At 74.9% G+C, this 24,423-nt stretch carries 24 protein-coding genes; 17 read left to right on the top strand and 7 right to left on the bottom strand.

What is annotated here, in order from left to right:
- Positions 1–135: 135 nt before the first annotated feature.
- On the bottom strand, positions 136–540 hold the full coding sequence (locus tag ACFO3M_RS13245) for a cytochrome c oxidase subunit 4 (protein WP_387989235.1): 405 nt from the start codon (positions 538–540) through the stop codon (positions 136–138).
- A gap of 54 nt (positions 541–594) precedes the next feature.
- Positions 595–1,467: an aa3-type cytochrome oxidase subunit II gene (gene ctaC, locus ACFO3M_RS13240; RefSeq protein WP_387989232.1), complete on the bottom strand. Its 873-nt coding sequence runs from the start codon at positions 1,465–1,467 to the stop codon at positions 595–597.
- 255 nt (positions 1,468–1,722) lie between these two features.
- Here ctaC and ACFO3M_RS13235 point away from each other — a divergent pair, with 255 nt between their 5' ends.
- Genes ACFO3M_RS13235 through asnB form a run of 3 tightly spaced genes read left to right on the top strand, consistent with a single transcriptional unit; the run spans position 1,723 to position 4,388 of the window.
- Positions 1,723–2,088 carry a metalloprotease gene (locus ACFO3M_RS13235; protein WP_387989229.1) on the top strand — a complete coding sequence of 122 codons (366 nt, stop codon included), beginning with the start codon at positions 1,723–1,725 and terminating at the stop codon, positions 2,086–2,088.
- Positions 2,078–2,422 carry a DUF3817 domain-containing protein gene (locus ACFO3M_RS13230; protein ID WP_387989226.1) on the top strand — a complete coding sequence of 115 codons (345 nt, stop codon included), beginning with the start codon at positions 2,078–2,080 and terminating at the stop codon, positions 2,420–2,422. Before ACFO3M_RS13235 ends, ACFO3M_RS13230 begins: the two co-directional genes overlap by 11 nt.
- Positions 2,423–2,453: 31 nt before the next feature.
- Complete coding sequence (gene asnB, locus ACFO3M_RS13225; protein ID WP_387989223.1) at positions 2,454–4,388, top strand: asparagine synthase (glutamine-hydrolyzing); 1,935 nt, start codon at positions 2,454–2,456, stop codon at positions 4,386–4,388.
- Between the two features lie 65 nt (positions 4,389–4,453).
- Here the strand turns inward: asnB and ACFO3M_RS13220 are convergent, their stop codons facing one another.
- Positions 4,454–4,810, bottom strand: a complete 357-nt coding sequence (locus ACFO3M_RS13220) for a HesB/IscA family protein (RefSeq protein WP_089402984.1) — start codon at positions 4,808–4,810, stop codon at positions 4,454–4,456.
- Positions 4,811–4,953: 143 nt separating this feature from the next.
- Here ACFO3M_RS13220 and ACFO3M_RS13215 point away from each other — a divergent pair, with 143 nt between their 5' ends.
- Positions 4,954–5,568, top strand: a complete 615-nt coding sequence (locus ACFO3M_RS13215) for a DUF3043 domain-containing protein (RefSeq protein ID WP_387989220.1) — start codon at positions 4,954–4,956, stop codon at positions 5,566–5,568.
- A gap of 21 nt (positions 5,569–5,589) precedes the next feature.
- Positions 5,590–6,573, top strand: a complete 984-nt coding sequence (locus ACFO3M_RS13210; RefSeq protein ID WP_387989217.1) for an aldo/keto reductase family protein — start codon at positions 5,590–5,592, stop codon at positions 6,571–6,573.
- 31 nt (positions 6,574–6,604) lie between these two features.
- Here ACFO3M_RS13210 and ACFO3M_RS13205 read toward each other — a convergent pair whose 3' ends face one another.
- Positions 6,605–6,817 carry a hypothetical protein gene (locus ACFO3M_RS13205; RefSeq protein WP_387989214.1) on the bottom strand — a complete coding sequence of 71 codons (213 nt, stop codon included), beginning with the start codon at positions 6,815–6,817 and terminating at the stop codon, positions 6,605–6,607.
- Between the two features lie 124 nt (positions 6,818–6,941).
- Between ACFO3M_RS13205 and ACFO3M_RS13200 the strand changes: the two genes are divergently transcribed.
- The 4 genes from ACFO3M_RS13200 to ACFO3M_RS13185 are packed head-to-tail and all read left to right on the top strand — an operon-like array spanning position 6,942 to position 9,293.
- The gene (locus ACFO3M_RS13200; protein ID WP_387989211.1) at positions 6,942–7,379 is read left to right on the top strand and encodes a phage holin family protein; all 438 of its coding nucleotides are present in this window, start codon (positions 6,942–6,944) and stop codon (positions 7,377–7,379) included.
- Positions 7,376–7,843, top strand: coding sequence for a DUF3618 domain-containing protein (locus tag ACFO3M_RS13195; RefSeq protein ID WP_387989208.1), 468 nt, complete (start codon positions 7,376–7,378; stop codon positions 7,841–7,843). The genes ACFO3M_RS13200 and ACFO3M_RS13195 overlap by 4 nt, the downstream gene beginning before the upstream one ends.
- The gene (locus ACFO3M_RS13190; protein WP_387989205.1) at positions 7,840–8,115 is read left to right on the top strand and encodes a DUF4235 domain-containing protein; all 276 of its coding nucleotides are present in this window, start codon (positions 7,840–7,842) and stop codon (positions 8,113–8,115) included. Before ACFO3M_RS13195 ends, ACFO3M_RS13190 begins: the two co-directional genes overlap by 4 nt.
- A 41-nt stretch (positions 8,116–8,156) precedes the next feature.
- Positions 8,157–9,293 carry a YihY/virulence factor BrkB family protein gene (locus ACFO3M_RS13185; protein ID WP_387989202.1) on the top strand — a complete coding sequence of 379 codons (1,137 nt, stop codon included), beginning with the start codon at positions 8,157–8,159 and terminating at the stop codon, positions 9,291–9,293.
- A gap of 25 nt (positions 9,294–9,318) precedes the next feature.
- On the opposite strand, the gene gcvT is transcribed toward ACFO3M_RS13185, so the two are convergent.
- The gene (gene gcvT, locus ACFO3M_RS13180) at positions 9,319–10,428 is read right to left on the bottom strand and encodes a glycine cleavage system aminomethyltransferase GcvT (RefSeq protein WP_387989199.1); all 1,110 of its coding nucleotides are present in this window, start codon (positions 10,426–10,428) and stop codon (positions 9,319–9,321) included.
- A 102-nt stretch (positions 10,429–10,530) separates the two neighbouring features.
- Between gcvT and ACFO3M_RS13175 the strand changes: the two genes are divergently transcribed.
- The 4 genes from ACFO3M_RS13175 to ACFO3M_RS13160 all read left to right on the top strand — a co-directional run bounded on the left by ACFO3M_RS13175 (position 10,531) and on the right by ACFO3M_RS13160 (position 16,494).
- Complete coding sequence (locus tag ACFO3M_RS13175; RefSeq protein WP_387989196.1) at positions 10,531–12,042, top strand: leucyl aminopeptidase; 1,512 nt, start codon at positions 10,531–10,533, stop codon at positions 12,040–12,042.
- A gap of 141 nt (positions 12,043–12,183) precedes the next feature.
- Positions 12,184–13,563: a dihydrolipoyl dehydrogenase gene (gene lpdA, locus ACFO3M_RS13170; RefSeq protein WP_387989193.1), complete on the top strand. Its 1,380-nt coding sequence runs from the start codon at positions 12,184–12,186 to the stop codon at positions 13,561–13,563.
- A 60-nt stretch (positions 13,564–13,623) separates the two neighbouring features.
- A complete protein-coding gene (gene sucB / locus ACFO3M_RS13165; protein ID WP_387989190.1) occupies positions 13,624–15,510 on the top strand; it encodes a 2-oxoglutarate dehydrogenase, E2 component, dihydrolipoamide succinyltransferase in 1,887 nt (628 codons plus the stop codon).
- A 72-nt stretch (positions 15,511–15,582) separates the two neighbouring features.
- Positions 15,583–16,494 carry a TIGR01777 family oxidoreductase gene (locus ACFO3M_RS13160; RefSeq protein ID WP_387989187.1) on the top strand — a complete coding sequence of 304 codons (912 nt, stop codon included), beginning with the start codon at positions 15,583–15,585 and terminating at the stop codon, positions 16,492–16,494.
- 14 nt (positions 16,495–16,508) lie between these two features.
- On the opposite strand, the gene ACFO3M_RS13155 is transcribed toward ACFO3M_RS13160, so the two are convergent.
- Positions 16,509–18,134 (bottom strand): serine/threonine-protein kinase, encoded by a 1,626-nt coding sequence (locus ACFO3M_RS13155; RefSeq protein ID WP_387989184.1) that lies wholly within the window; start codon positions 18,132–18,134, stop codon positions 16,509–16,511.
- Between the two features lie 118 nt (positions 18,135–18,252).
- Here ACFO3M_RS13155 and ACFO3M_RS13150 point away from each other — a divergent pair, with 118 nt between their 5' ends.
- The 4 genes from ACFO3M_RS13150 to ACFO3M_RS13135 are packed head-to-tail and all read left to right on the top strand — an operon-like array spanning position 18,253 to position 21,317.
- Positions 18,253–19,518 carry an NAD(P)/FAD-dependent oxidoreductase gene (locus ACFO3M_RS13150; protein WP_387989180.1) on the top strand — a complete coding sequence of 422 codons (1,266 nt, stop codon included), beginning with the start codon at positions 18,253–18,255 and terminating at the stop codon, positions 19,516–19,518.
- Positions 19,518–20,252 carry a Type 1 glutamine amidotransferase-like domain-containing protein gene (locus tag ACFO3M_RS13145; RefSeq protein WP_387989177.1) on the top strand — a complete coding sequence of 245 codons (735 nt, stop codon included), beginning with the start codon at positions 19,518–19,520 and terminating at the stop codon, positions 20,250–20,252. The genes ACFO3M_RS13150 and ACFO3M_RS13145 overlap by 1 nt, the downstream gene beginning before the upstream one ends.
- Positions 20,253–20,274: 22 nt before the next feature.
- On the top strand, positions 20,275–20,934 hold the full coding sequence (lipB, locus tag ACFO3M_RS13140; protein ID WP_387989175.1) for a lipoyl(octanoyl) transferase LipB: 660 nt from the start codon (positions 20,275–20,277) through the stop codon (positions 20,932–20,934).
- Positions 20,934–21,317, top strand: a complete 384-nt coding sequence (locus ACFO3M_RS13135; RefSeq protein WP_387989172.1) for a PPOX class F420-dependent oxidoreductase — start codon at positions 20,934–20,936, stop codon at positions 21,315–21,317. Before lipB ends, ACFO3M_RS13135 begins: the two co-directional genes overlap by 1 nt.
- Before the next feature lie 79 nt (positions 21,318–21,396).
- Here ACFO3M_RS13135 and leuS read toward each other — a convergent pair whose 3' ends face one another.
- Positions 21,397–24,291: a leucine--tRNA ligase gene (gene leuS / locus ACFO3M_RS13130; protein ID WP_387989170.1), complete on the bottom strand. Its 2,895-nt coding sequence runs from the start codon at positions 24,289–24,291 to the stop codon at positions 21,397–21,399.
- Positions 24,292–24,423: the final 132 nt, after the last annotated feature.

Raw genomic sequence — 24,423 nt, 5'->3', positions numbered from 1 at the left:
CCGTACTCGACGTCCGCCCGCGGGGGTGGCGCTCCCGGGTCCCCGGCCGCCACGGAGCCGCCGGCGTCCGGCGCCGGGAACGCACGAGGGCCCCCTCCCGCGGTGCGGGAGGGGGCCCTCGTCAGCGAGCGGACGTCAGCTGGACTGCGCGTTCTGCCCGACGTAGAACTCGAACAGCAGGCCGCCGATGGTCACGAGCAGGCTCACGACCCCGATGATGATCAGCCAGTCGTACCAGAAGGCCAGACCCAGGCCCGTGACGGCCGCGGCCGAGGCCAGGCCGAAGGGCCAGTAGCTGGCCGGGGGGAAGAAGCCCAGCTCGCCGGCGCCCTCGGCGATCTCGGCGTCCTTGCGGTCCTCGGGGCGGGCGTCGATGCGGCGGGAGATGAACCAGAAGAAGCCGCCGATGAGGCCGGTGAGCCCCCCGGACAGGATCAGCGCGGTGGTGCCGATCGGCTCCTGCGACCAGAAGCCGTAGACGGCCGCGGCGACGATGCAGAACACCGCGATGAGGTTGAAGATGAGCGCCTCGACCTTCACGGCCGTCCTCCCTGCGCAGCGTCGGTGCGGTGGTCCTCGGTGCCGGCGGACACGTCAGTCGGCCGCACGCTGGTAGTAGCCGTCGCCCACGCGGAACGGCCGGGTCGTGGTGGCCTCGCCGTCCTGGCCGATGCTCTCGAGCGCCTCGCGGGTGCTCTGACCCGCCTCACGGGCGGCCAGGTAGGCCTCGTAGTCCTCGGCGCTGACGATGCGGACCTCGAAGTTCATGTACGCGTGGTACGAGCCGCAGAGCTCCGCACAGCGCCCGACGTAGGCACCCGTCTCGTTCGGGTGCAGCTCGAAGACGTTGTCCCGGCCGTTCTCGTTGCCCGGGATGACGTCGAGCTTGAAGAGGAACTCCGGCACCCAGAACGAGTGGATGACGTCGGCGGAGGCGACCTCGAAGCGGATGTCCTGGTCGACCGGCAGCACGAGGATCGGGATCTCGTCGGTCGAGCCGACCGTGTTCACCGGCTCGCCGTCGGGACCGGTGGTCTCCGGGTAGACGAACTGCCAGTTCCACTTGAAGGCGTTGACCGCGATCGTCGTGTCCGGGTCGTCGCTGCGCTCCTGCACGTCGTTCTGCACCGAGGTGGTGAAGAAGAACAGGGCGGCGATGATGATGAACGGGAAGATGGAGTACGCGATCTCCAGCGGCAGGTTGTACGCCGTCTGCCGCGGCAGGTCGTCGCCCTTCTTCCGGTGCACGATCACCGACCAGATGATCAGCCCCCACACGATGAAGCCGACGATCAGCGCCGCGATGACCGACCCGGTCCACAGCTGACGGATCGCCGTGGCTTCCTCGGTCACGCCCTCGGGGAACCCGAAGCGCCAGAACTCGTTGTTGAGGTCGCACCCGGTGAGGGTGAGCACCCCCAGGAGACCGAGCGCGGCGACCCGCGCGAGCCTGCTGCGTCGAGCCACTGCTCGCTGCCTCCTCGTCCTCCGCCCGGCGGTTCCCGGGCGGCTCTCCCGGCGCGGCCACGGGCGGGAGCCCGCCCTGGTCCGTGCGCCGACCTCAGTCTGGGCCGAGACTAGCCGACCCCGCACGGCGGCCGACCACCGGAGACCCGGTACCGGCGGGTCGGCCGGGACCGCCGGGACGCCGGTGACGGGGCCGCTCGTGGCCCTCCTCACCGTGCCGCCTCGCCGGCGGCCGGGGCGGTTAGAGTCGAGGGCGTGTGGACGCGGCTGCTGACCCCCCGCTGGGTGCTGCTGCACCTGCTGGTGGCCGCCCTGTTCGTCGCCACGTTCTTCCTCGGGTACTGGCAGCTGACCAAGGCCGAGGCCGGCGGCGGCGCGGTCAACTGGAGCTACGCGCTGCAGTGGCCGCTGTACGGGCTCATGGGCCTGTGGTTCTACGTCCGGATGGTCCGCGTCGAGCTCAACCGGCACCCCGACGAGGACGAGCCGACCACCGCCGTCGTGCTGTACCAGCGGCCGCGGGTCGACACCAGCGGGGACCCGGAGCTGGCCGCCTACAACGCCTACCTCGCCGAGCTCAACGAGCGGGCGCTCGGTCAGCGGGGTCCGAGTGGCCGCTGAGCCGCAGCAGGGAACGCTGACCCCCCAGGTGGCCGGCGCGCTCACCCGCTACCGCGTCATGGCCTACGCCGTCGGGGTGATGCTCCTGGTGCTCGTCGCCGTCGCCATCCCGCTGCGCTACGCGGCCGGGATCCCCGAGGTGTCCGCGGTCGTCTCGCCCGTCCACGGGCTGCTCTACATCGTCTACCTCGTCACGGCGTTCGACCTGGCCCTCAAGGCGCGGTTCACCGCCAAGGGGACCCTGCTGGTGCTGCTCGCCGGCGTCGTCCCCCTCGTGTCGTTCGTCGCGGAGCGCCGGGTGACCACCCGCGTCCGCGCCGGCCGGCCCCTCTGACCGTCCTCCTCACTCCCGGGAGAACCCCCGCATGTGCGGCCTGCTGGCCTACCTGTCCACCGACGCGCCCCGGGTCGCCGAGCGGCACGTCGACGACGTCCGCGAGGCGCTGCACTGCCTGCACCACCGCGGCCCCGACGACACCGCGGTCTGGTCGGACCAGAACGTCGTCCTGGGTTTCAACCGGCTGTCGATCATCGACGTCGAGGGCAGCCCCCAGCCCCTCCCCTACGCCGGTGACCGCTACCGGATCCTGTTCAACGGGGAGATCTACAACTACGTCGAGCTGCGCGAGGAGCTGCAGGCCGCCGGCGCGCAGCTGGCCACGCACGGCGACACGGAGACGATCGTCGCGGGCTACCACCTGTGGGGCCAGGACGTCGTCCGGCGGCTGCGCGGGATGTTCTCCTTCGTCATCTGGGACACCGAGACCCGCACCGCGTTCGGCGCCCGCGACCCGTTCGGCATCAAGCCGCTGTTCACCGCGCGCCTGGCCGACGGCGGGCTGGTCTTCAGCTCGGAGAAGAAGGCGCTGCTGCAGCTGCTCGGCGGGAGCGCGGCCGCGGGTGGGGTCGACCCGGCGTCGCTGCAGCACTACCTGACGCTGCAGTACGTGCCGGAGCCGGCGACGCTGCACCGCGGCATCCGCCGGATCGAGAGCGGCACGAGCTTCACCGTCGTCGACGGCGAGCTGTCCACCGCGCGCTACTTCCACCCCGCCTGGACGCCGCAGCCGGTGCCCGCCGGCCGGGAGCAGGAGCTCTACGACCGCATCGCCGAGGTCCTCGACGAGTCGGTGGCCAAGCACATGCGGGCCGACGTCACCGTCGGGTCGTTCCTGTCCAGCGGCATCGACTCCACCGCGATCGCCGCGCTCGCGCACCGGTACAACCCGGACCTGCTGACGTTCACGGTCGGCTTCCAGCGGCAGGCGCAGTCGGAGATCGAGATCGCCGCCGAGTCGGCGTCGATCCTCGCCGTCAAGCACGTGCCGGTCGAGGTCAGCGCCGAGCAGTTCGCCGCGGCCATCCCCGAGGTGGTCTGGTACCTCGACGACCCGGTCGCGGACCCCGCGCTCGTGCCGCTGTACTTCGTGGCCCGCGAGGCGCGCAAGCACGTGAAGGTCGTGCTGTCCGGCGAGGGCGCCGACGAGCTGTTCGGCGGCTACACCATCTACCGCGAGCCGATCAGCCTCGCGTGGGCGTCGAAGCTGCCGCCGGCCGCCCGCCGGGCGATGGCCCGGATCGCCGACGTGCTGCCCGAGGGCGTCCGCGGCCAGGACCTGCTGCGCCGGGCGTCGATCCCGCTCGAGCAGCGGTACTACGGCAACGCCCGCAACCTGCGCGACGACGAGCTGGCCGCGCTGCTGCCCGGCCGCGACCCCGACCTGTCGCACGTGGCGGTCACCGAGGACCTGTACCGGCGCACCCGCGAGGCCGGCTACGACGACGTGACGGCCATGCAGTACGTGGACCTGTTCACCTGGCTGCGCGGCGACATCCTGGTCAAGGCCGACAAGATGACCATGGCCAACTCGCTGGAGCTGCGGGTGCCGTTCCTCGACCCCGAGGTGTTCGCGGTCGCGAGCACGCTCCCGGTCGAGCAGCGGGTGCCGCGCCGCGGCGACGCCACCAAGTACGCGCTGCGCCAGGCGATGCGCCAGATCGTGCCGCCGCGGATCATGAACCGCCGCAAGCTCGGCTTCCCCGTGCCGACGGCGGACTTCCTCGCCGGGCCGCTGCACGAGTGGGCCCGCGAGATCGTCACCTCGAGCCAGACGCAGGAGTGGCTCGACCGCGACGTCGTCCTCGGCCTGCTGGACCGGCTGCGTGCCGAGGAGGTGCCGAGCAAGCGGATCGCCCGTCAACTGTGGTCGGTGCTGGTCTTCATGGTGTGGCACGGGATCTTCGTCGAGGAGCGGATCGTCGTCGACGTCCCGGAGACGGTCTACCCCGTCAAGCTCTGAGGACGCGGAACGGCGCCCGCCCCCACGGGGGGACGGGCGCCGTTCTCGCGCTCAGGCGCAGGCGCTCAGTGGAACGAGTCGCCGCACGCGCAGGAGCCCTGCGCGTTCGGGTTGTCGATCGTGAAGCCCTGCTTCTCGATGGTGTCGACGAAGTCGATCACCGCGCCACCCAGGTACGGGCCGCTCATCCGGTCGACGATGACCTCGACGCCACCGAACTCGTAGGTCTGGTCGCCGTCGAGGAACCGCTCGTCGAAGAAGAGCTGGTAGCGCAGGCCGGAGCAGCCACCGGGCTGGACGGCGATGCGCAGACGCAGGTCGTCGCGGCCCTCCTGGTCCAGCAGCGCCTTGACCTTCGAGGCGGCCGGCTCGCTGAGCAGCACGCCGGTGCTGCCGGTGGTCTCGGTGTCCTGCACCGTCATGTCGTTGTCCTCCCACATCCGAGGGCGTCCGTTGCGGCAGTCCCTGCCGCGGGTCAACACCGCCGTGGCGGGCCCTCTTCCCACTGTACGGCGCGCACCGCGGGAGGCCAGTCCCTCACGGGGCCGCACGTAGACTCGCAGCCGTGAAGCTCCGCCTGCCCGGGCGCCGGGACCGCGCCGCCGAGACCGCCCCGGACACCGCCGCCGACCTGACCGAGCAGCAACTGGTGAAGGCCGGCGGCAAGGGCCGCCCGACGCCCAGGCGCGCCGAGGCGCAGGGCCGCCGTCCCGGTCCTCCCCCGCCGCCGCCCACCACGCGCAAGGAGGCCTACGCCCGCATGCGCCAGCAGCAGGCGCAGCGGCGGGCCGACACCCGGGCGGGCATGGCGCGCGGCGACGACGCCTACCTCCCGGCGCGCGACCGCGGCCCGGTGCGCAAGCTCGTGCGCGACCTGGTCGACGCGCGCCGCAACGCGGGCAGCTTCTTCCTGCCCGTCGCCGCGCTGGTGCTGGTCGGGTACTTCATCCCGAACCCGGCGGTGCAGAACTACACGGTCTTCGTCTGGTTCCTGTTCTTCCTGGTGATCATCGTCGACTCGGTGTTCCTGGGCCGGCGGATCTCGAGGACCGTCCGCCGGCGCTTCCCCGACCAGCCGCACCGGATGAAGGGCCTGGTCTGGTACGGCGTCAGCCGGGCGACGATGATCCGCCGCTGGCGGTTCCCGAAGCCCGAGGTCGCGGTCGGCGCCGAGGTCTAGCCGGCACTAGCGTCGGGGCACGTGGAGTACCGACGCCTCGGCCGTTCCGGCCTGACCATCTCCGAGATCGCCTACGGCAACTGGCTCACCCACGGGGGCCAGGTCGAGGAGGACGCCGCGCAGGCCTGCGTGCGCGCCGCCCTCGACGCCGGCATCACGACCTTCGACACCGCCGACGTCTACGCCGGCACCCGCGCCGAGTCGGTGCTCGGCCGCGCCCTGGCCGGCCAGCGCCGCGAGGGCCTGGAGATCTTCACCAAGGTCTACTGGCCCACCGGCCCCGGCCCCAACGACCGCGGCCTGGGCCGCAAGCACGTCACCGAGAGCTGCGACGCCTCGCTGCGGCGGCTGCAGACCGACCACATCGACCTCTACCAGGCGCACCGGTACGACCCGACGGTGCCGCTCGAGGAGACGATGACCGCCTTCGCCGACCTGGTGCGGGCGGGCAAGGTCCTCTACGTCGGCGTCTCGGAGTGGCGGGCCGAGGAGATCGCCGCCGGCGCGGCGCTGGCCCGCGACCTCGGCATCCAGCTGATCAGCAACCAGCCGCAGTACTCCATGCTGTGGCGGGTCATCGAGGACGAGGTCGTCCCGACGTCGCAGCGCGAGGGCGTGTCGCAAATCGTCTGGTCGCCGCTGGCCCAGGGCGTGCTCACCGGCAAGTACCGGCCGGGCGAGCAGCCGCCGGCCGACAGCCGGGCCGGGCACAGCGAGGCCGGGCAGTCGATGCGCGGCTTCCTGCGCGACGACGTCCTCAGCCGCGTGCAGGAGCTGCGGGCCGTCGCCGACGACCTCGGCCTGTCCATGGCCCAGCTCGCCGTCGCCTGGGTGCTGCAGAACGACAACGTGGCCGCGGCGATCATCGGCGCGACCCGCCCGGAGCAGGTGCACGACAACGTGAAGGCCGCGGGTGTGCGCCTCGAGGACGACGTCATGGCGCGCATCGACGAGGTGCTCGGGGACGTCGTCGAGCGCGACCCGGCCAAGACCGCCCGGGGCTGACCGACCCCCGGCCTGGACCTCAGGTCGAGGTTCAGGCCGGGGCCAGCGCCATCGGCCCGTACGCCTTGGTGTCGCCGTCGAACAGGCTCACCGTGGCCACGCCCCGGGCCAGCAGGTCCCGCCAGTTCTCCCCGAGCCACGACTCGGCGTCGCCCTGGTTGTCCGCGGGCGGCACCTCGACGCCGAGCGCCGCCGGGTCCAGGGTCGCGCCGGTCGGGTCCTCCAGCCGCCACGTCCAGCTCATGGCGCGAGGGTAGTGACCGCGCCGTCCGCCCGCGTCGTGTCCGGGGTGTGACCACCCGCGGGGTTACGCCGCCGATCTCCCCGGGCATGGGAGGTCATCGACCGCCCCGTTCCCCGGAGGACCGATGACCGTGCCCCCCGCGGGCGCCTCGCGCGCCACACCCCCGCCGCCGTCGACCGACGAGGCCTCGACCGGCCAGCTGATCAGCCAGCTGACCGAGCAGGTCTCCCGCCTGGTCCGCGACGAGGCGCGCCTCGCCCAGGCCGAGATGACGCAGAAGGCCAAGCGCCTGGGCATCGGCGCCGGCCTGTTCGGCGGCGCCGGGCTGTTCGGCTTCCTCGGGCTGTGCGTGCTGGTCGCCACCGCCGTCCTGGCCCTGGACGTCGTCCTGCCCGCCTGGCTCGCCGCCCTGATCGTGGCGGTGGTGCTGTTCGCCGTCGCCGGGGTCCTGGCGCTGGTCGGCAAGAAGGACGTGCAGAAGGGCACGCCGCCGGTGCCGACCGAGGCGATCGCCAGCACCAAGGCCGACATCGCGACGGTGAAGGAGAGTGCGCGCCGATGAGCACCCCGACCGGCGGCTCCCGGCCCGACGACGCCGCCGCGAACGGCCCCACCGACCCCGAGGCCATCAAGGCCGAGATCGAGGCCACCCGGGAGCAGCTCGGCCGCACCGTCGACGAGCTCAGCCACCGCCTCGACGTCCCCGCCCGGGCCAAGGAGGGGGCGGCCCGGGCCAAGGACACCGCCGTCGAGACCTACCGCGAGAGCCCGCCCACCGTCATCGGCGCCGGTGCCGCGCTCGCAGGCCTGGTCGGGCTGCTCGTCTGGCGGCGGCGGCGCCGGCACCGCCGGGCCGCGGCCGCCGCCACCGGGTCGACGACCGCCGTGGCACAGGCCCGCGCCGAGGCCCACCGGGCCCGCAAGGAGGCCGCCCGCGAGGCGGCCCAGGCCCGCCGGGCGGTGGCGAGGAACGCGCGGAGGACGAGGCAGCGGACCCGGAAGGCCGCGAGGAGGGTGCGGAAGTGAGCAGCAAGGGCGCGAAGCTCGTCTACCGCCCGGTCGGCCTGGTCGGGGGCATCCTCGCCGGTGTCGTCTCCGGGGCGGTCTTCAAGCAGGTGTGGAAGCGCATCTCCGGGGAGGACGACGCCCCCGACGCGCTGCAGAGCGAGTACCGCATGCGCGAGGTGGTCCTCGCCGCGGCGATCCAGGGCGCAATCTTCGCCGCCACCAAGGCGGCGATCGACCGCGCCGGCGCGCGCGGCTTCACCAAGCTCACCGGCAGCTGGCCGGGCGACTGACGCCGCCCGGCCGGACGGCGACCGACGGGAGGGGGCGGCAGATGGGCGGGACCAGGCAGCGCGACAGCGCGGTCGACCGCATCCGCGAGCGGGTCGAGGAGAAGGCCGCCCGGCGGGCGGCCGCGCGGGAGGCGGCGCAGCGGGCCGCCCGGGGTGAGGAGGCGGCCGATCCGGGCCGGGTGCCACCCGGCGGCCCAACGCCGGCCGAGCTCCCCGGGATGCACGCGGACAAGCCCACCGAGATCCCGGCCCGGGGCTGGAAGCAGATCGTCAAGCGGGCGTGGGCGGAGAACAACGCCGACAACATGCCGATCATCGCCGGCGGCGTCGCGTTCTTCGCCTTCCTCGCGATCTTCCCGGCGCTGATCGCGACGATCTCCATCTACGGGCTCGTGGCCTCGCCGGAGACCGTCGCCCGGCAGGTCGAGAGCCTCTCGGCCCAGCTGCCCGACGAGGCGGCGGCGCTGATCGGCGACCAGCTGACCGCGATCACGCAGAACAGCGGCGGCGCGCTGTCGCTGTCGCTCGTGGTCTCGGTGCTCGCGGCGCTGTGGTCGGCGTCCGGCGGCACGGGCAACGTCATCACCGCGGTGAACATCGCCTACGACGAGGTGGAGACCCGCGGCTTCGTCAAGCGCAAGGCGATGGCGCTCGGGCTCACGCTCGGCGCCATCGTGTTCGTGCTGGTCACCTTCGCGCTGGTCGCGGTGGTGCCGGTCGTGATGGACGCGCTCCCCCTCGGCGTCGTCGGCACGGTCCTGGCGCAGGTCCTGCGGTGGGTCCTGCTGCTCGGGGTGTTCGCCGGCTCGCTGGCGGTGCTCTACCGGGTCGCTCCCGACCGCGACGCGCCGCAGCTCAAGTGGGTGAGCCTCGGCGCGATCGTCGTCACGGTCATCTGGGCGCTGGTCAGCCTGGGCTTCAGCTTCTACGTCAACAACTTCGGCTCGTACGACAAGACCTACGGCGCCATCGCCGGCGTCATCGTGCTGATGCTGTGGCTGTACCTGACCTGCTACCTGGTCCTGCTCGGCGCGGAGATCAACTCCGAGGCCGAGCACCAGACGGCCGAGGACACCACCGAGGGCCCGCCGGTCCCCATGGGCCAGCGCAACGCCACGATGGCCGACGAGCTGCCCGACCCGCCGGAGCCGACGAAGGAGTCGAAGCAGAAGGCCTGAGCCCCTCCCCGGCGGGCTCCTGCGCTCAGCGCACGTGGGAGGGCACGAACGGCGGCCGGACGGCGACGACGGGCTGCGGGCGGCCCCGGACGTCGACGGCGAGCGGGGTGTCCGGGGCGATGCCGGCCGCGGCGTCGAGCAGGGCCAGCGCGATCCCGGTGCGCAGCGTCGGGGAGAAGGTGCCGCTGGTGACCTCGCCGACGCGGCGGCCGGCCTCGTCGAGCACGTCCATGCCGGGACGCGGGATCCCGCGGCCGGTGGCGCGCAGGCCCCACAGCAGCCGCGTCGCGCCGGCCTCCCGCTCGGCCAGCAGCGCCTGCCGCCCCCAGAACGCGGGCTTCCTCCACCCGACCGCCCAGCCGCTGCGCGCCTGGTTGGGGGTGATCCGGCGGGACAGCTCGTGCCCGTGCAGCGGGTAGCCCATCTCGGTGCGCAGCGTGTCCCGCGCGCCCAGCCCGCACGGGCGGATCCCCTCGGCGGCGCCGGCCTCGAGCAGCCGGTCCCACAGCGCGCCGGCCCGCTCGGCGGCGACGAGCAGCTCGTAGCCGTGCTCGCCGGTGTAGCCGGTGCGGCAGACGGTGACCTCCTGCCCCTCCCCGCCCGCGAACGCCATGTAGTCCAGTCCGGCGGCCAGTCCGGCGGCCTCGAGGACGGCGGCGGAGCGCGGCCCCTGCACGGCGAGGACGGCGACCTCCTCGTGCCGGTCGGTCACCGTGACGCCGTCCGGCGCGGCGGCCGCGAGCCGCGCCAGGACCTCCTGCGCGTTGGCGGCGTTGGGCACGAGCAGCACGTCGTCGGGTGAGTGCAGGTAGACGATGAGGTCGTCGACCACGCCGCCGGCGTCGGCCTCGCCGTCGGGGACGCAGCACAGCGTGTACTGCGCCTGCCCCGGCCCGATCCGCCCGAGGTCGTTGGTCAGGCAGGCGTCGACCAGGGCCGCGGCACCGGGCCCGCGCACGGTGCCGGTGCCCAGGTGCGAGACGTCGAACAGGCCCACCGCCTCCCGCACGGCGGCGTGCTCGGCGAGCACCCCGCCGCCGGCGTACTCGATCGGCATCGACCAGCCGCCGAAGTCGGCCAGCTTGGCGCCGGCCGCCACGTGGCGGTCGTGGAGGGGCGAGGTCCGCGCGGTCACCCCCGCACGCTATCCGGCGACCTGCTGGAACGGCCCCCGTGCACGGACCCGCGCCGGGCCTGCGAGGCGTGGGGCACACGGGGGTCCTTCTAGGATCGAGCGGTGCCGCCCACGATCACCGCCACCGACCGCCCGCTCGAGAAGACGCCCGCCGACGCCGTCGTCGTCGGCATCGGGAAGGGGTCCGCCGGCCCGCTGCCCACGCCGGGCGCGGAGGCCGTGGACCGGCTGCTCGGCGGCCGGCTGCTGCCCGCCCTGGCCGACCTCGGGGCGCGCGGCGCCCAGGACGAGGTCACCCGGGTGGCCAGCCTCGGGCAGGGGCCGTTCCCGGTCGTCGCCGCCGTCGGGCTCGGCGCCCCCGAGGCCACCGGCGGGTACTCCCCCGAGGCGATCCGGCGTGCCGCCGGCGCCGCCAGCCGGGCGCTGACCGGCCGCGGTTCGGTCGTGACCCTACTGGCCGCGGTCGGCGGGACCCCCGACGCCGAGCGGCTGCACGCCGTCGGCGAGGGCGCCCTGCTGGGCGCGTACGAGTTCACCGCCTACAAGTCCGACCTGCCCGCCGACCGGCCCACCCCGCCGCGCGAGTTCACGGTCGTCGTCCCCGACGCCGGTGCGGCCAAGGCCCCGCTGGCGCGGGTCCGCGCCGTGGCCGACGCGGTCGCGCTGGTGCGGGACCTGGTCAACACCCCGCCCAACGACCTCCACCCGGCCGAGCTCGCCTCCCGCGGCGCCGCGGCCGGCAAGGCGGCCGGCCTGAAGGTCGAGGTGCTCGACGAGGACGACCTCGTCGCCGGCGGCTACGGCGGCATCCTGGCCGTCGGCGCCGGCTCCGCGCGCGGCCCGCGGCTGCTGCGGATGACCTACACGGGCAAGAAGGCGCAGAAGAAGGTCGCCCTCGTCGGCAAGGGCATCACCTTCGACAGCGGCGGCCTGTCGATCAAGCCCGCCGCGAAGATGGACGAGATGAAGAGCGACATGGCCGGCGCCGCGGCCGTGATCGCCACCGTGTGCCTGGTCGCCCAGCTCGGCCTGCCGGTCGAGGTGACCGCCACCGTCCCGATGGCGGAGAACCTGCCCAGCGGCACCGCGTACCGCCCCGCCGACGTGGTCACCTTCCGCAACGGCAAGAAGGCCGAGATCACCAACACCGACGCCGAGGGCCGGGTGATCCTGGCCGACGCCATCGCCCGCGCGGCCGAGGACTCCCCGGACGTCCTGCTCGAGACCTCGACCCTCACCGGCGCCCAGCTGGTCGCCCTCGGCGCGCGCACCGCCGGCGTCATGGGCAGCGACGACATGCGCGACGCGGTCGTCGCGGCCAGCCGGCGCAGCGGCGAGCCGATGTGGCCGATGCCGATGCCCGAGGAGCTGCGGCGCGGCATCGACTCGCCGGTCGCCGACTTCGTCAACGCCAACGCCGACCGGATGGGCGGCATGCTCGTCGGGGCGCACTTCCTCGCCGAGTTCGTCCCGGCCGGGCTGCCCTGGGCGCACGTCGACATCGCCGGCCCCAGCTTCAACACCGGTGCGCCCTGGGGCTACACGCCCAAGGGCGGCACCGGGGTGCCGGTCCGCACCCTGCTGGCGACCATCGAGGACCTGCTGACCCGCTGACCGCCCGTGCGGCCGGGGACCCCGGCCGCACGCGGCGCGCAACCGCCCTCGGCCTGCGCCGTCACGTGGAGTGGCAGGATGGTCGAGGACCATCCCCCACCCGTTCCGGTGGGGCAGGCCGAGAGCATCGAGGAGCACGTCGTGAGCGCACCCACCACCCCCGCCGACCTGGTCATCCTCGGTGGTGGCTCGGGTGGCTACGCCGCCGCACTGCGGGCCGCGGAGCTGGGGATGTCGGTCGTCCTGATCGAGAAGGACAAGGTCGGCGGCACCTGCCTGCACCGCGGGTGCATCCCCACCAAGGCCCTGCTGCACGCCGGTGAGGTCGCCGACCTGGCCCGCGAGGGCGAGCAGTTCGGGGTGAAGACCTCGCTGGCCGGCATCGACATGGACGGCGTCAACTCCTACAAGGACGGCGTCATCTCGCGGCTGTACAAGGGCCTGCAGGGCCTGATCAAGAGCCGCAAGATCACCTACGTCGAGGGCGAGGGCCGGCTGGTCTCCCCCACCGCGGTGGCGGTCGACGGCCAGACCTACGAGGGCCGCCACGTGCTGCTGGCCACCGGCTCCTACTCGCGCTCCATCCCGGGCGTCGAGCTCGACGGCGTCCGCGTCCTGGACAGCGAGCAGGCCCTCGCGCTCGACCGCGTCCCGACCTCCGCGATCATCCTGGGCGGCGGTGTCATCGGCTGCGAGTTCGCCAGCGCCTGGAAGTCCTTCGGCGTCGACGTCACGATCATCGAGGGCCTCAAGCACCTGGTGCCGCTGGAGGACGAGAACTCCTCCAAGCTCCTCGAGCGCGCCTTCCGCCGCCGGAAGATCAACTTCGAGCTCGGCAACATGGTGTCCTCGGTGCAGTCCACCGAGAACGGCGTCAAGGTCAGCCTGCAGAACGGCAAGGAGTTCGAGGCCGAGATCGTGCTGGTGGCCATCGGCCGCGGCCCGGTCAGCCAGGGCCTGGGCTACGAGGAGGCCGGCGTCGCGATGGACCGCGGCTACGTGCTGGTCGACGAGTACTGCCAGACCAACGTCCCGACCATCTCCGCCGTCGGTGACCTCATCCCCACCCTGCAGCTGGCCCACGTCGGGTTCGGCGAGGGCATCCTCGTCGCCGAGCGGCTGGCCGGCCTCCCGGTCGTGCCGATCGACTACGCCGGCGTCCCGCGCGTCACCTACTCCGACCCCGAGGTCGCCTCGGTCGGCCTGACCGAGACCCAGGCCCGCGACAAGTACGGCGACGTCGAGACCCTCGTCTACGACCTGGGCGGCAACGGCCGCAGCCAGATCCTCAAGACCCAGGGCGCGGTCAAGCTGATCCGTCAGAAGGACGGCCCGGTCGTCGGCGTGCACATGGTCGGTAGCCGGGTCGGCGAGCTCGTCGCCGAGGCGCAGCTGATCTTCAACTGGGAGGCCCTGCCCGACGAGGTCGCCTCCCTGATCCACCCGCACCCCACGCAGAGCGAGGCGATCGGCGAGGCCCACCTGGCCCTGGCCGGCAAGCCGCTGCACGCCCACAGCTGAGCCGGCCGGCTCCGCTCCCCGTCTCCCCCACCCGCGCCACCACGAAGGAGCCCCGCCCCGATGCCGACCTCCGTCACCATGCCCGCCCTGGGCGAGAGCGTCACCGAGGGCACGGTCACCCGATGGCTGAAGCAGGAGGGTGAGCAGGTCGAGGCCGACGAGCCGCTGCTCGAGGTCTCGACCGACAAGGTCGACACCGAGATCCCCTCCCCCGCGGCGGGTGTCCTCACCAAGATCCTCGTGTCCGAGGACGAGACCGTCGAGGTCGGCGCCGAGCTGGCCGTGATCGGCGGCGAGGGTGACGGCGCGGGTGCCGGCGGTCCGGCCTCCGCCGACGACGCCACCACCCCGCAGACCCCGGTCGAGCAGGTGGAGGACGCCGGTCCCGGCGCCGCCGACGAGCCGCAGCCCGCCCCCGCCGCCGAGGCCCCCGCCCCCGCCGACCAGGGCGGCGGTCAGGGCGGTGGCGAGGGGACGCCGGTGACCATGCCGGCGCTCGGCGAGAGCGTCACCGAGGGCACCGTCACCCGCTGGCTCAAGGCGGTCGGCGACGAGGTCACCGCGGACGAGCCGCTGCTCGAGGTCTCGACCGACAAGGTCGACACCGAGATCCCGGCCCCGGTGTCGGGGACGCTGCTGTCGATCACGGTCAACGAGGACGAGACCGTCGAGGTCGGCGCCCAGCTGGCGGTGATCGGGTCCGGCGCCGCCGGTGGCGGTGCCCCCGCTGCCGCCCCCGCCGCGCAGGCACCCGCCCCGCAGGAGGCCCCCGCCCCCGCCCCGGCCCCGGCTCCCGCTCCGGCGCCGCGTCAGGAGCAGCAGCCCGCGCCCCAGCCGCCGGCCGCGCCGCCGTCGGTCCCCGCCGGGGCCGACTACGGGTCCGGCGAGGCCGAGACCGTCCGCGCGCAGCAGAGCAACCAGCCCTCCCAGCCCGCGCGGGCCGAGGCCCCGTCCTCGGCAGGCGCGGCTCCGGCGAGCGCGGCCCCGGCCGACGGTGGCGGCACCTACGTGACGCCCCTGGTGCGCCGCCTGGCCGCCGAGCACGGCGTCGACCTGGCCGGCATCACCGGCACCGGCGTGGGCGGCCGCATCCGCAAGCAGCTCGCCCTGGCCGCCGCGGAGGCCGCCTCCGCTCCGGCGGCGGCTCCGGCGGCGGCTCCGGCCCCGGCCGCCGCCGGCCGGCCCACCACGCCGTCGCCGGCTGCCCGGCCGGACACCGCGCTGCGCGGCCGCACCGAGAAGATGTCCCGCCTGCGCGGGGTCATCGCCCGGCGGATGGTCGAGTCGCTGGCGGTCAGCGCCCAGCTGACCACCGTCGTCGAGGTCGACGTCACCCGGATCGCCAAGCTGCGCGACCGGGCCAAGCGGGACTTCGAGGCCCGCGAGGGCGTCAAGCTGTCGTTCCTGCCGTTCTTCGCGAAGGCGGCGGTCGAGGCGCTCAAGGCCCACCCGGCCGTGAACTCCTCGGTCGACATGGAGGCCGGCACGGTCACCTACCACGACCAGGAGAACCTGGGCGTCGCCGTCGACACCGAGCGCGGCCTGCTCGTGCCGGTCATCCACGGCGCCGGTGACCTGAGCATCGGCGGGCTCGCCCGCAAGATCGCCGATCTCGCCGAGCGCACCCGCCTGAACAAGGTGACGCCGGACGAGCTGGGCGGCGGCACGTTCACGCTGACCAACACCGGCAGCCGCGGCGCCCTGTTCGACACGCCGATCATCAACCAGCCGCAGGTGGCGATCCTGGGCACCGGCACCGTGGTCAAGCGCCCGGTCGTCGTGCAGGACCCGGACCTCGGCGAGGTCATCGCGGTGCGCTCGATGGTCTACCTGGCCCTCACCTACGACCACCGGATCGTCGACGGCGCCGACGCCGCCCGGTTCCTCGGCACGGTGAAGGAGCGGCTCGAGGCCGGACAGTTCGAGGGCGAGCTCGGCCTGAGCTGACGTCCCCCGGTCGGGCCCCGGCGCACGCGCCGGGGCCCGACGTCGTACCGGGCAGGGGGGACGAGGAGGGTCATGAAGATCGCCGTCACGGGGGCCTCCGGGCTCATCGGGTCGACGCTGGTGCCGGAGCTGCGCGCCGACGGGCACGAGGTCATCCGGCTGGTCCGCCGCACCCCCCGCACCGCCGACGAACACCGCTGGGACCCCCAGCACCGGCGGATCGACCCGGCGCTGCTGCGCGACGTCGACGCGGTGGTGAACCTCGCCGGCACGCCGATCCGGCCGCGCCCATTCACCGAGGCGTACCGGCGGGACCTGCTGGCCAGCCGGGTGGACAGCACCACCACGATCGCCGAGGCCCTCGCCACCGCGGCCGCCGAGGACCCCTCGCGCAGGCGGGTGCTGCTGTCGGCCTCCGCGGTCGGCTACTACGGCGACACCGGGGACCGGGTGGTCGAGGAGGACGCCCCGCCGGGGGACGACTTCCTCGCCCGCGTGTGCGTGCAGTGGGAGGCCGCCACCGCTCCCGCAGCCGAGGCGGGCGTCCGGGTGGTCACGCTGCGGACCGGCCTGGTCATCGGCCGCGGCGCCATGCTGGTGCGCATCCTCGGCACGGTCTTCCGGCTCGGCCTCGGCGGCCGGGTGGGGTCGGGGCGGCAGTACTGGCCGTGGGTGAGCCTGGACGACGAGGTGGGCGCCATCCGCTTCCTGCTGACCGCCGGAGAGGTGTCCGGGCCGGTCAACCTCACCGGCCCCGACCCCGTGCGCAACGACGAGTTCGTCCGGGAGCTGGGCCGGGCCGTGCACCGTCCGACGGTCCTGCCGGTGCCCGGCTTCGCCATCCGGTCGGCGCTCGGCGAGTTCGGGCGCTCCAACGTCCTCGCCGGGCAGCGGGCCGTGCCGGCGCGGCTGCTGGCGGCCGGCTACCCGTTCCGGCACCGGGACCTGCCCTCCGCCCTCCGCGAGGCGCTCGACCGCGGCTGACGCCTCCGCCGGGCTCACGCCAGCCGCCCCGCGGTCCCGATCCGCCAGCCGCCGCTCCCGGGGACCAGCACCATCGTCACCGGCGCCTCCCCGCGGCCCGCCTCCGTGCGCAGCACCGGGCCGTCCGGGGACGCGGCCGCCACGACCGCGTACTCCGGCCAGCTGTCGACCAGCCGCACCTGCACGGACCCCTCCCCGGTGGTCGCGGCCCCGACCGTCACGCCGGAAACCGAGGGTGTGAAGCCGCGCAGCACCTCGCCGGCGGCGGTGAGGGAGCTCAGGCGGGCGCGGTCGGCGGCGAGCAGCGGGCTGTCCGCGGTGTAGACCTCGTCCAGCAGCGCCGGTGAGCCGGTGGCGAACGCCCGCGCGCGGCGGTCGTAGAGGTCGGTGAGGACGGCGCTCCAGTCGACCTGCTCCGCCGACGGCGGCGCGGCCGGCGCGGAGGACGGGACCGGCGCCGACGCCGCGGTCGCCGCGGGCGACGGGGCCGCCGCCGCCGCCGGCGCCGGTCCCGCGGACGCCGGAGCCGGAGCGGCCGCCACCGGTCCGCCGGGCCCGGAGCGGGTCAGCGCCAGCCCGAGCGCCACCGCGCCCAGCACCAGGGCGGCGACCGCGATGCCCGCGGCAGCCCGCCGCACGAACGGTCCCCCCGGCCGCCAGGACCGGGCCGACGGTGCGGGGACCTCGGCGGGCGCGGGCCGGCGACGCCGGCCGGGCACCTGGTGGGTCAGCTCGGTGCGCGGCCCGCGGCCGGTCCGCGCCAGGTCGGCATCGGGGACCCCCGGCGTCGGCAGCCGCACCGGCTCCGGGCGGCAGGCGTGCCGCAGGTCGAGCGCGAAGGCCGCCGCCGACCCCCGCGCGTGCGGATCGGCCGACAGGCCGCGGCCGACCACCTCGAGCAGCGCGCGCGGCGTGCCGGGAGCCAGCTCGGCGAGGTCGGGCAGCTCGCCGGCGGCGGCGACGGCGAGGGTGTCGGCGGGGGTCGCAGCGTTCCACGGCGGGACACCGGTCAGCGCGTGGAAGGCGGCCGCGGCGACGCCGAAGACGTCCGAGGCCGGGCCGGGTGCGCTCCCGCGGGCGACGGCGGGGTCGACGTAGGCCGGGGTCACCTCACCGGCCGCGTCCTCACCGAGGACCCGCGCCACGCCGAGGTCGGTGAGCACCGGGCGTCCCTCGGCGGTGAAGACGACGTTCCCCGGGGACAGGTCGCCGTGGACGACGCCCTGCTCGTGCGCGCAGGCCAGCGCGGCCGCCACCGGCGCCAGCGCGGTGACCACCTCACCGGGGCGCAGCCGGCCGCGGCGGGCCAGCAGCGCCGCCAGGCTGCCGCCCTCGAGCAGGTCGAGGACCAGCGCCACCCGGGCCGGGCCGCCGCGCCGGGGCTGGTGCACCACCTCGTGCAGCCGGACCAGGTGCGGGTGGTCCAGAGCACCCAGCAGCGCCGCCTCGCGCGCCTGCCGCCCGGCGTCGCCGGCCACGAGCAGCTTCACCGCCACCGGCGCGCCGCCGTCACGCGGCCTCGCGCGCCAGACCTCGCCGGACCCGCCGCGGCCGAGCAGCCGGTCGAGCCGGTAGCCGGGGACGACCGGCGGCGCCGGGGCGTCGTCGGGGCCGGCGCTGGGCGAGGGGGTGGTGGGCACGGCGGGGACCGTAGGCCGCACCGGCCCCGCCCCGCCCCCGCCGTCCACAGGCCCGGGCGGCGTCCACAGGCGCCGTCCCGGACGGGTGCCCGGCGCCGACTGCACCTAGGTTCGGGACATGCCGCTGCCCGCCCGTGCCGAGGTCGTCGTCGTGGGCGCCGGGCTGGCCGGTCTGTCGGCGGCCACCCGCCTGGCCGCCGCCGGGATCGACGTGCACCTCCTGGAGGCCTCCGCCTCCGCGGGCGGCCGGCTGGCCACCGAGCGGGTCGACGGGTTCGTCGTCGACCGCGGCTTCCAGGTGTTCAACACCGGCTACCCGCGCGCCGCCGACCTCGACCTGCCCGCCCTCGACCTCGGCTTCTTCGCCCCCGGGGCGGTCGTCCGCGTCGGCGACCGCGCGCACCGGGTCGCCGACCCGCGCCGCCGGCCGTCCGCGGTGGCCGACACGCTGCGGTCGCCGGTGGGGTCCCTGAGGCACAAGGCGGCGATCGCCGCGTTCTCCGCGCGGGCCGGGTACCGGCCGGTCCCGAGCCTGCTGGCGGCCCCGGAGACCTCCGCGGCCGAGCACCTCCGGCGGGCCGGCGTCGGCACCACGGCCCTGGAGCGGTTCTTCGGGCCGTTCTTCGCCGGCGTGCTGCTCGAGGACCGGCTGGAGACCTCCAGCCGCTACCTGGACCTGCTGTGGCGCAGCTTCGTCCGCGGCGGCACCGGCCTGCCGGCGCAGGGCATCCAGGCGATCGGCGAGCAGCTGGCCGCCCGGGTCGGCGAGGGGCGCGTCCACCACGGGGTCCGGGTCACCGCGGTCTCGGGCACCTCGGTCGACAGCGACGCCGGTCCGGTGCGCGCCGACGCCGTCGTGGTGGCCACCGACCCCGACACCGCCGCCGTCCTCGTGCCGGCGGTCGAGGCCGCCGCGCCCCGCCAGGTGACGACCCACTACCACGTGCTGCCGGCCTCGCCGTGGCCCGAGCCGCTCATCGTCCTGGGGACGCCCGGCGGCCGCCTGGTCAACAGCGTGGTGCTCACCGACGCCCAGCCGGCCTACTCCCCCGACGGCCGCGCCCTGGTGGCCAGCAGCTCGCTGGCACCGACGCCGGAGGCCGAGGTCCGCGAGGAGGTGGCCCGGCTGCACGACGTCGCGACGGCGGACCTCGGGCACCTGACATCGGTGACCGTGACCGGCGCACAGCCGGCCGCGCTCCCCCCGCTGCGGCTGCGCCGCCCGGTCGACCTCGGCGGCGGCCTGTACGTCTGCGGCGACCACCGGGACACCCCGTCCATCCAGGGCGCCATGGCCAGCGGCCGCCGCACCGCCGCCGCGGTGCTGCGCCGGCTGCGGCCCGCGACCGCAGCCGCGGCCGCGGCCGGGGCCGGGGCCGCCTGATGCCCGCCACCGCCCCGACGATCGTGGCCACGAGCATCGGCTTCGACTCCCGCGGCCGGGGCCCCTACGACTGGGCGCCGGGCCCGGTGTTCGACCTGGCCGTCGAGCTCGCCGGGGCGCCCGCGCAGCCGCGCCTGTGCTACCTGGGCACCGCCACCGGCGACGACCCCGCGCGCCTGGCCGGCGTGTACGGCGCCTTCGCCGGCAGCGCGGTCCGGCTCAGCCACCTGAGCCTGTTCCCGATGCCCACCGTCCCCGACGTGCGCGCGCACCTGCTGGCGCAGGACGTGATCTGGGTCGGCGGCGGCAGCGTGGCCAACCTGCTGGCGGTGTGGCGGGTGCACGGTCTCGACGAGGTCCTGGCCGAGTGCTGGCGGGCCGGGGTGGTGCTCGGCGGGGTGTCGGCGGGGTCGCTGTGCTGGCACGTCGGCGGCACCACCGACTCCTACGGCCCCGACCTGCGGCCGGTCACCAACGGGCTGGGACTGATCCCCACCTCCAACGGCGTCCACCACGACTCCGAGGAACAACGCCGCCCGCTGTACCGGCGGCTGGTCGCCGAGGGCACGCTGCCCGCCGGGCACGCCACCGACGACGGCGTGGGCCTGGTCTACCGGGGGACGGCACTGGTCGAGGCGGTCGCCGACCGGCCGGGCAAGGCGGCCCACCGGGTGGAACGGGGTCCCGACGGCACCGCCGTGGAGACCCGCCTCGAGCCCCGCCGGCTGCGGTGATCGCGGGCATAGGCTGGGTCCCGTGACCGAACTGCGCGTCGTCCGGGCCGGCACCGTCCCCTACGAGGAGGCCTGGGCGCGCCAGCGCGAGATCCACGCCGCGCGGATCGCCGGGGAGGCGCCGGACACGCTGCTGCTGCTCGAGCACCCGTCGGTCTACACCGCGGGCCGGCGCACCGAGCCGCACGAGCGCCCGCTCGACGGCACGCCGGTGGTCGACGTCGACCGCGGCGGCAAGATCACCTGGCACGGGCCCGGCCAGCTGGTCGGCTACCCGATCGTGGCCCTGCCCGACCCGGTCGACGTCGTGGCCCACGTGCGCCGGCTCGAGGACGCGCTCATGGAGGTGTGCGCCTCGGTCGGCGTCGCGACGATGCGCGTCGACGGGCGCAGCGGCGTCTGGGTGGCCGCCGACGCCCCCGGGCCCGGCAGCCGGTTCCGGCCCGAGCGCAAGATCGCCGCGATCGGCGTGCGGGTCGCGCGCGGGGTGACCATGCACGGGTTCGCGCTCAACTGCGACCCCGACCTCGGCGCGTTCGGCGCGATCGTCCCGTGCGGCATCGCCGACGCCGGGGTCACCTCGCTGAGCGCCGAGCTGGGCCGCGACGTCCCGGTGGCCGAGGTGGTCGACACGGTCGAGGCGGCGATGCGGCGGGTGCTCACCCTCGCCCCCGCCGCCTGATGGCCGGCCTGCCGGACAGCACCTACGTCAGCCTGACCACGTTCCGCCGCACCGGCGAGCCGGTGCCCACGCCGGTGTGGGCCGCACCCGACGGCGACACGCTCGTCGTCTGGACCCGCGCCGACTCCGGCAAGGTCAAGCGGCTGCGGCACACCGCTCGGGTCACCGTGGCGCCGTGCGACGTCCGCGGCCGGGTGACGGGGCCGGTCGTCGAGGCCACCGCCGAGCTGCTGCAGCCGCACGAGTGGCGGCAGGCGCGGGCCGCGCTCGCCCGCCGGTACGGCTGGCGGTGGCGGGTCTCCTACGGCAGCGCGCGCCTGTGGCAGCGGCTGACCCGGCCGGGCACCGAGCGGCACGCGGTCATCCGCGTCCGCCCCGCCTGAACCGGGGTACCGGGCGGGGCCGGCCCCGCCCGGAGGCTCGCCGCGAGCTCGCGAGCGGTGAGGGGGACGGGGTCCTCGGTCAGGCGACGACGAAGTTGACCAGCCGGCCGGGGACGGCGACCACGCGCCGCACGGTCCGGCCGTCCAGCTGCGCGGCGACCTTCTCGTCGGCCCGCGCCGCCTCCTCCAGCGCCGCGGCGTCGGCGTCGGCCGGCACGGTCACCTGCGCCCGCACCTTGCCGTTGACCTGGACCGCGACCTGCACGGTGTCCTCGACCAGCCACCGCTCGTCGGCGACCGGGAACGGCGCCCAGGCGACCGAGTCGGAGTGCCCGAGGCGGGCCCACAGCTCCTCGGCCAGGTGCGGGGCCAGCGGCGCCACCAGCAGCACCAGCGGCTCGGCCACCGCCCGCGGCACCGGGGACTCGGCGCCGTAGGCCGCGGTCAGCGCGTTGGTCAGCTCGGCGATCCGGGCGATGGCGACGTTGAACCGCAGCGTCGCCATGCCGTCGCGCACGCCGGCGATCGCCTTGTGCAGCGCCCGCAGCACGTCCTCGGACGGCGCGGCGCCGTCGGCGGCCCGGACCGCGCCGGTCCCCTCGTCGACGACGACCCGCCAGATCCGCTGCAGCAGCCGCTGCGAGCCGACGACGGCCTTGGTGTCCCACGGGCGCGACTGCTCCAGCGGCCCGGTCGACATCTCGTACACCCGGAACGTGTCGGCCCCGTAGGCGCCGATCATCTCGTCGGGCGTGACCATGTTCTTCAGGGACTTGCCGATCTTCCCGTACTCGCGGTTGACCGGCCTGCCCTCGAAGAAGAACTGCCCGTCCTCCTCGACCACCTCGGCGGCGGGCACGTAGAAGCCGCGCTCGTCGGTGTAGGCGTAGGCGGAGATGTAGCCCTGGTTGACCAGCCGACGGAACGGCTCCTCGCTGGACACGTAGCCCAGGTCGTGCAGCACCTTGTGCCAGAAGCGGGCGTAGAGCAGGTGCAGGACCGCGTGCTCCATGCCGCCGACGTAGAGGTCCACGCCGCCGACGTCGCCCGGCGACTGCGGGCCCAGCCAGTACCGCTCCAGCTCGGGGTCGACCATCTGCGTGTCGTCACCCGGGTCCAGGTAGCGCAGGTAGTACCAGCACGATCCCGCCCAGTTGGGCATCGTGTTGGTCTCGCGCCGGTAGGGCTTCGGCCCGTCGCCCAGGTCGAGCTCGACGGTCGTCCACTCGGTGACCCGCGACAGCGGCGGCTCGGGCTGGGAGTCGGCGTCGTCGTCGGCGAAGGTCTTCGGCGAGTAGTCGTCGACGTCGGGCAGCAGCACCGGCAGCAGCGACTCGGGCACCGCGCGCGGCAGGCCGTCGGCGTCGTAGACGATCGGGAACGGCTCGCCCCAGTAGCGCTGCCGGCTGAACAGCCAGTCGCGCAGCTTGTACGTGGTGGTCGCCTCGCCGTGCCCGGCGGCCACCAGCCACTCGCTCACCCGGGCGATGGCGGCGGCCTTGTCGGTCAGCCCGTCCAGCGAGACGTGCTCGTTCGACGAGTTGATCATCGGGCCGCTGCCGGTGTACGCGCCGCCGTCGAAGTCGGCGGGCGGCTGCACCGTGCGCACGATCGGCAGGCCGAAGGCCTGCGCGAACTCCCAGTCGCGGGTGTCCTCGCCCGGGACGGCCATGATCGCGCCGGTGCCGTAGCCGGTCAGCACGTAGTCGGCGGTGAAGACGGGCAGTTCCGCCCCGGTGACCGGGTTGACGGCGGTGGTGCCCAGCCACACGCCGGTCTTCTCCCGGCTCTCGTTCTGCCGGTCCAGCTCCGAGCGCCGGGACGCCTGCCGCTGGTACTCGCGCACCGCCTCGGCCGGGGTCGCCGCGCCGCCGGTCCACCGCGGGTCGGTGCCGTCGGGCCACGCGTCGGCGGTCAGCGTCCCCACCAGCGGGTGCTCGGGCGCGAGCACCACGTAGGTGGCGCCGAACAGGGTGTCGGGACGGGTGGTGAACACCTCGATCGTCTCGTCACCGGCGGCGAAGCGGATGCGGGCACCGGTCGAGCGGCCGATCCAGTTGCGCTGCATCTGCTTGACCGAGTCCGACCAGTCCAGCCGGTCCAGGTCGGCCAGCAGCCGCTCGGCGTAGGCGGTGATCCGCATCATCCACTGGGTCAGCGGGCGCCGGAACACCGGGAAGTTGCCGCGCTCGGAGCGGCCGTCGGGGGTGACCTCCTCGTTGGAGAGCACCGTGCCCAGGCCCGGGCACCAGTTGACCGGCGCCTCGTGCAGGTAGGCCAGCCGGTGGGCGTCGACGACCTTGCGCTTGTCGACGTCGGACAGCTCGGCCCACGGCCGCCCCGAGGGGTTGGTGCCCGGCGCGGGCTCGCGGGTGCCGGCGTCCAGCTCGGCGACCAGCTCCTCGACCGGGCGGGCGCGACCGGCCTGCTCGTCGAACCAGGCGCCGAAGATCTTCAGGAAGATCCACTGGGTCCACCGGTAGTAGCCCGGGTCGATCGTGGCGAAGGTGCGGCGCTCGTCGTGGTCGACGCCCAGCCGGCGCAGCTGCGCCCGGATCGCCGCGATGTTGGCCTCGGTGGTGATCCGCGGGTGCTGCCCGGTCTGCACGGCGTACTGCTCGGCGGGCAGGCCGAAGGCGTCGTAGCCCATCGGGTGCAGCACGTTGTCGCCGTCCATGCGGCGGAACCGGCTGGTGACGTCGGTGCCCAGGTAGCCCAGGGGGTGGCCGACGTGCAGGCCCGCACCCGAGGGGTACGGGAACATGTCCATGATGAAGGTCTTGGGCCGGCCCTCGACCCGCTCGAAGCCCTCGGACAGGCGGCCCACCGGGTTGGGTGTGTGGAACGTCCCCTCCCGCTCCCACCGGTCCTGCCACTCCAGCTCGATCCGCTGGGCGAGGGCCGGGGTGTAGCGGTGCGGGGGGACGCCCTCCTCGGCCGGCTCGGTCGTGGGCTGGCTGGCCGTCTGGCTCATCGCGGTGCTCCCGGGGTCATCCGTCGGCGGACATGAAAAGACCCCTCACACAGGAGGGGTCGCCGTGCTGACTGGTTGCTCAGGTCAGCACGGCCGGAGAAGCAGGCGTCCGCCGGTCACGGCCGCGAGTCT

The organism is Geodermatophilus arenarius, from assembly GCF_042654585.1.
Taxonomy (GTDB): Bacteria; Actinomycetota; Actinomycetes; order Mycobacteriales; family Geodermatophilaceae; genus Geodermatophilus; species Geodermatophilus arenarius.
This window is presented reverse-complemented; position numbering and strand designations above follow the sequence as displayed.

What these genes read in the sequence shown, in the direction of transcription:
- ACFO3M_RS13145 (WP_387989177.1), top strand. Translation starts at nt 19,518, where the DNA reads ATGCCCGCCACCGCCCCGACGATCGTGGCCACGAGCATCGGCTTCGAC.
- ACFO3M_RS13160 (WP_387989187.1), top strand. Translation starts at nt 15,583, where the DNA reads ATGAAGATCGCCGTCACGGGGGCCTCCGGGCTCATCGGGTCGACGCTG.
- ACFO3M_RS13150 (WP_387989180.1), top strand. Translation starts at nt 18,253, where the DNA reads ATGCCGCTGCCCGCCCGTGCCGAGGTCGTCGTCGTGGGCGCCGGGCTG.
- ACFO3M_RS13205 (WP_387989214.1), bottom strand. Translation starts at nt 6,817, where the DNA reads ATGAGCTGGACGTGGCGGCTGGAGGACCCGACCGGCGCGACCCTGGAC.
- ACFO3M_RS13200 (WP_387989211.1), top strand. Translation starts at nt 6,942, where the DNA reads ATGACCGTGCCCCCCGCGGGCGCCTCGCGCGCCACACCCCCGCCGCCG.
- ACFO3M_RS13220 (WP_089402984.1), bottom strand. Translation starts at nt 4,810, where the DNA reads ATGACGGTGCAGGACACCGAGACCACCGGCAGCACCGGCGTGCTGCTC.
- ACFO3M_RS13185 (WP_387989202.1), top strand. Translation starts at nt 8,157, where the DNA reads ATGGGCGGGACCAGGCAGCGCGACAGCGCGGTCGACCGCATCCGCGAG.
- ACFO3M_RS13135 (WP_387989172.1), top strand. Translation starts at nt 20,934, where the DNA reads ATGGCCGGCCTGCCGGACAGCACCTACGTCAGCCTGACCACGTTCCGC.
- ACFO3M_RS13195 (WP_387989208.1), top strand. Translation starts at nt 7,376, where the DNA reads ATGAGCACCCCGACCGGCGGCTCCCGGCCCGACGACGCCGCCGCGAAC.
- leuS (WP_387989170.1), bottom strand. Translation starts at nt 24,291, where the DNA reads ATGAGCCAGACGGCCAGCCAGCCCACGACCGAGCCGGCCGAGGAGGGC.
- asnB (WP_387989223.1), top strand. Translation starts at nt 2,454, where the DNA reads ATGTGCGGCCTGCTGGCCTACCTGTCCACCGACGCGCCCCGGGTCGCC.
- sucB (WP_387989190.1), top strand. Translation starts at nt 13,624, where the DNA reads ATGCCGACCTCCGTCACCATGCCCGCCCTGGGCGAGAGCGTCACCGAG.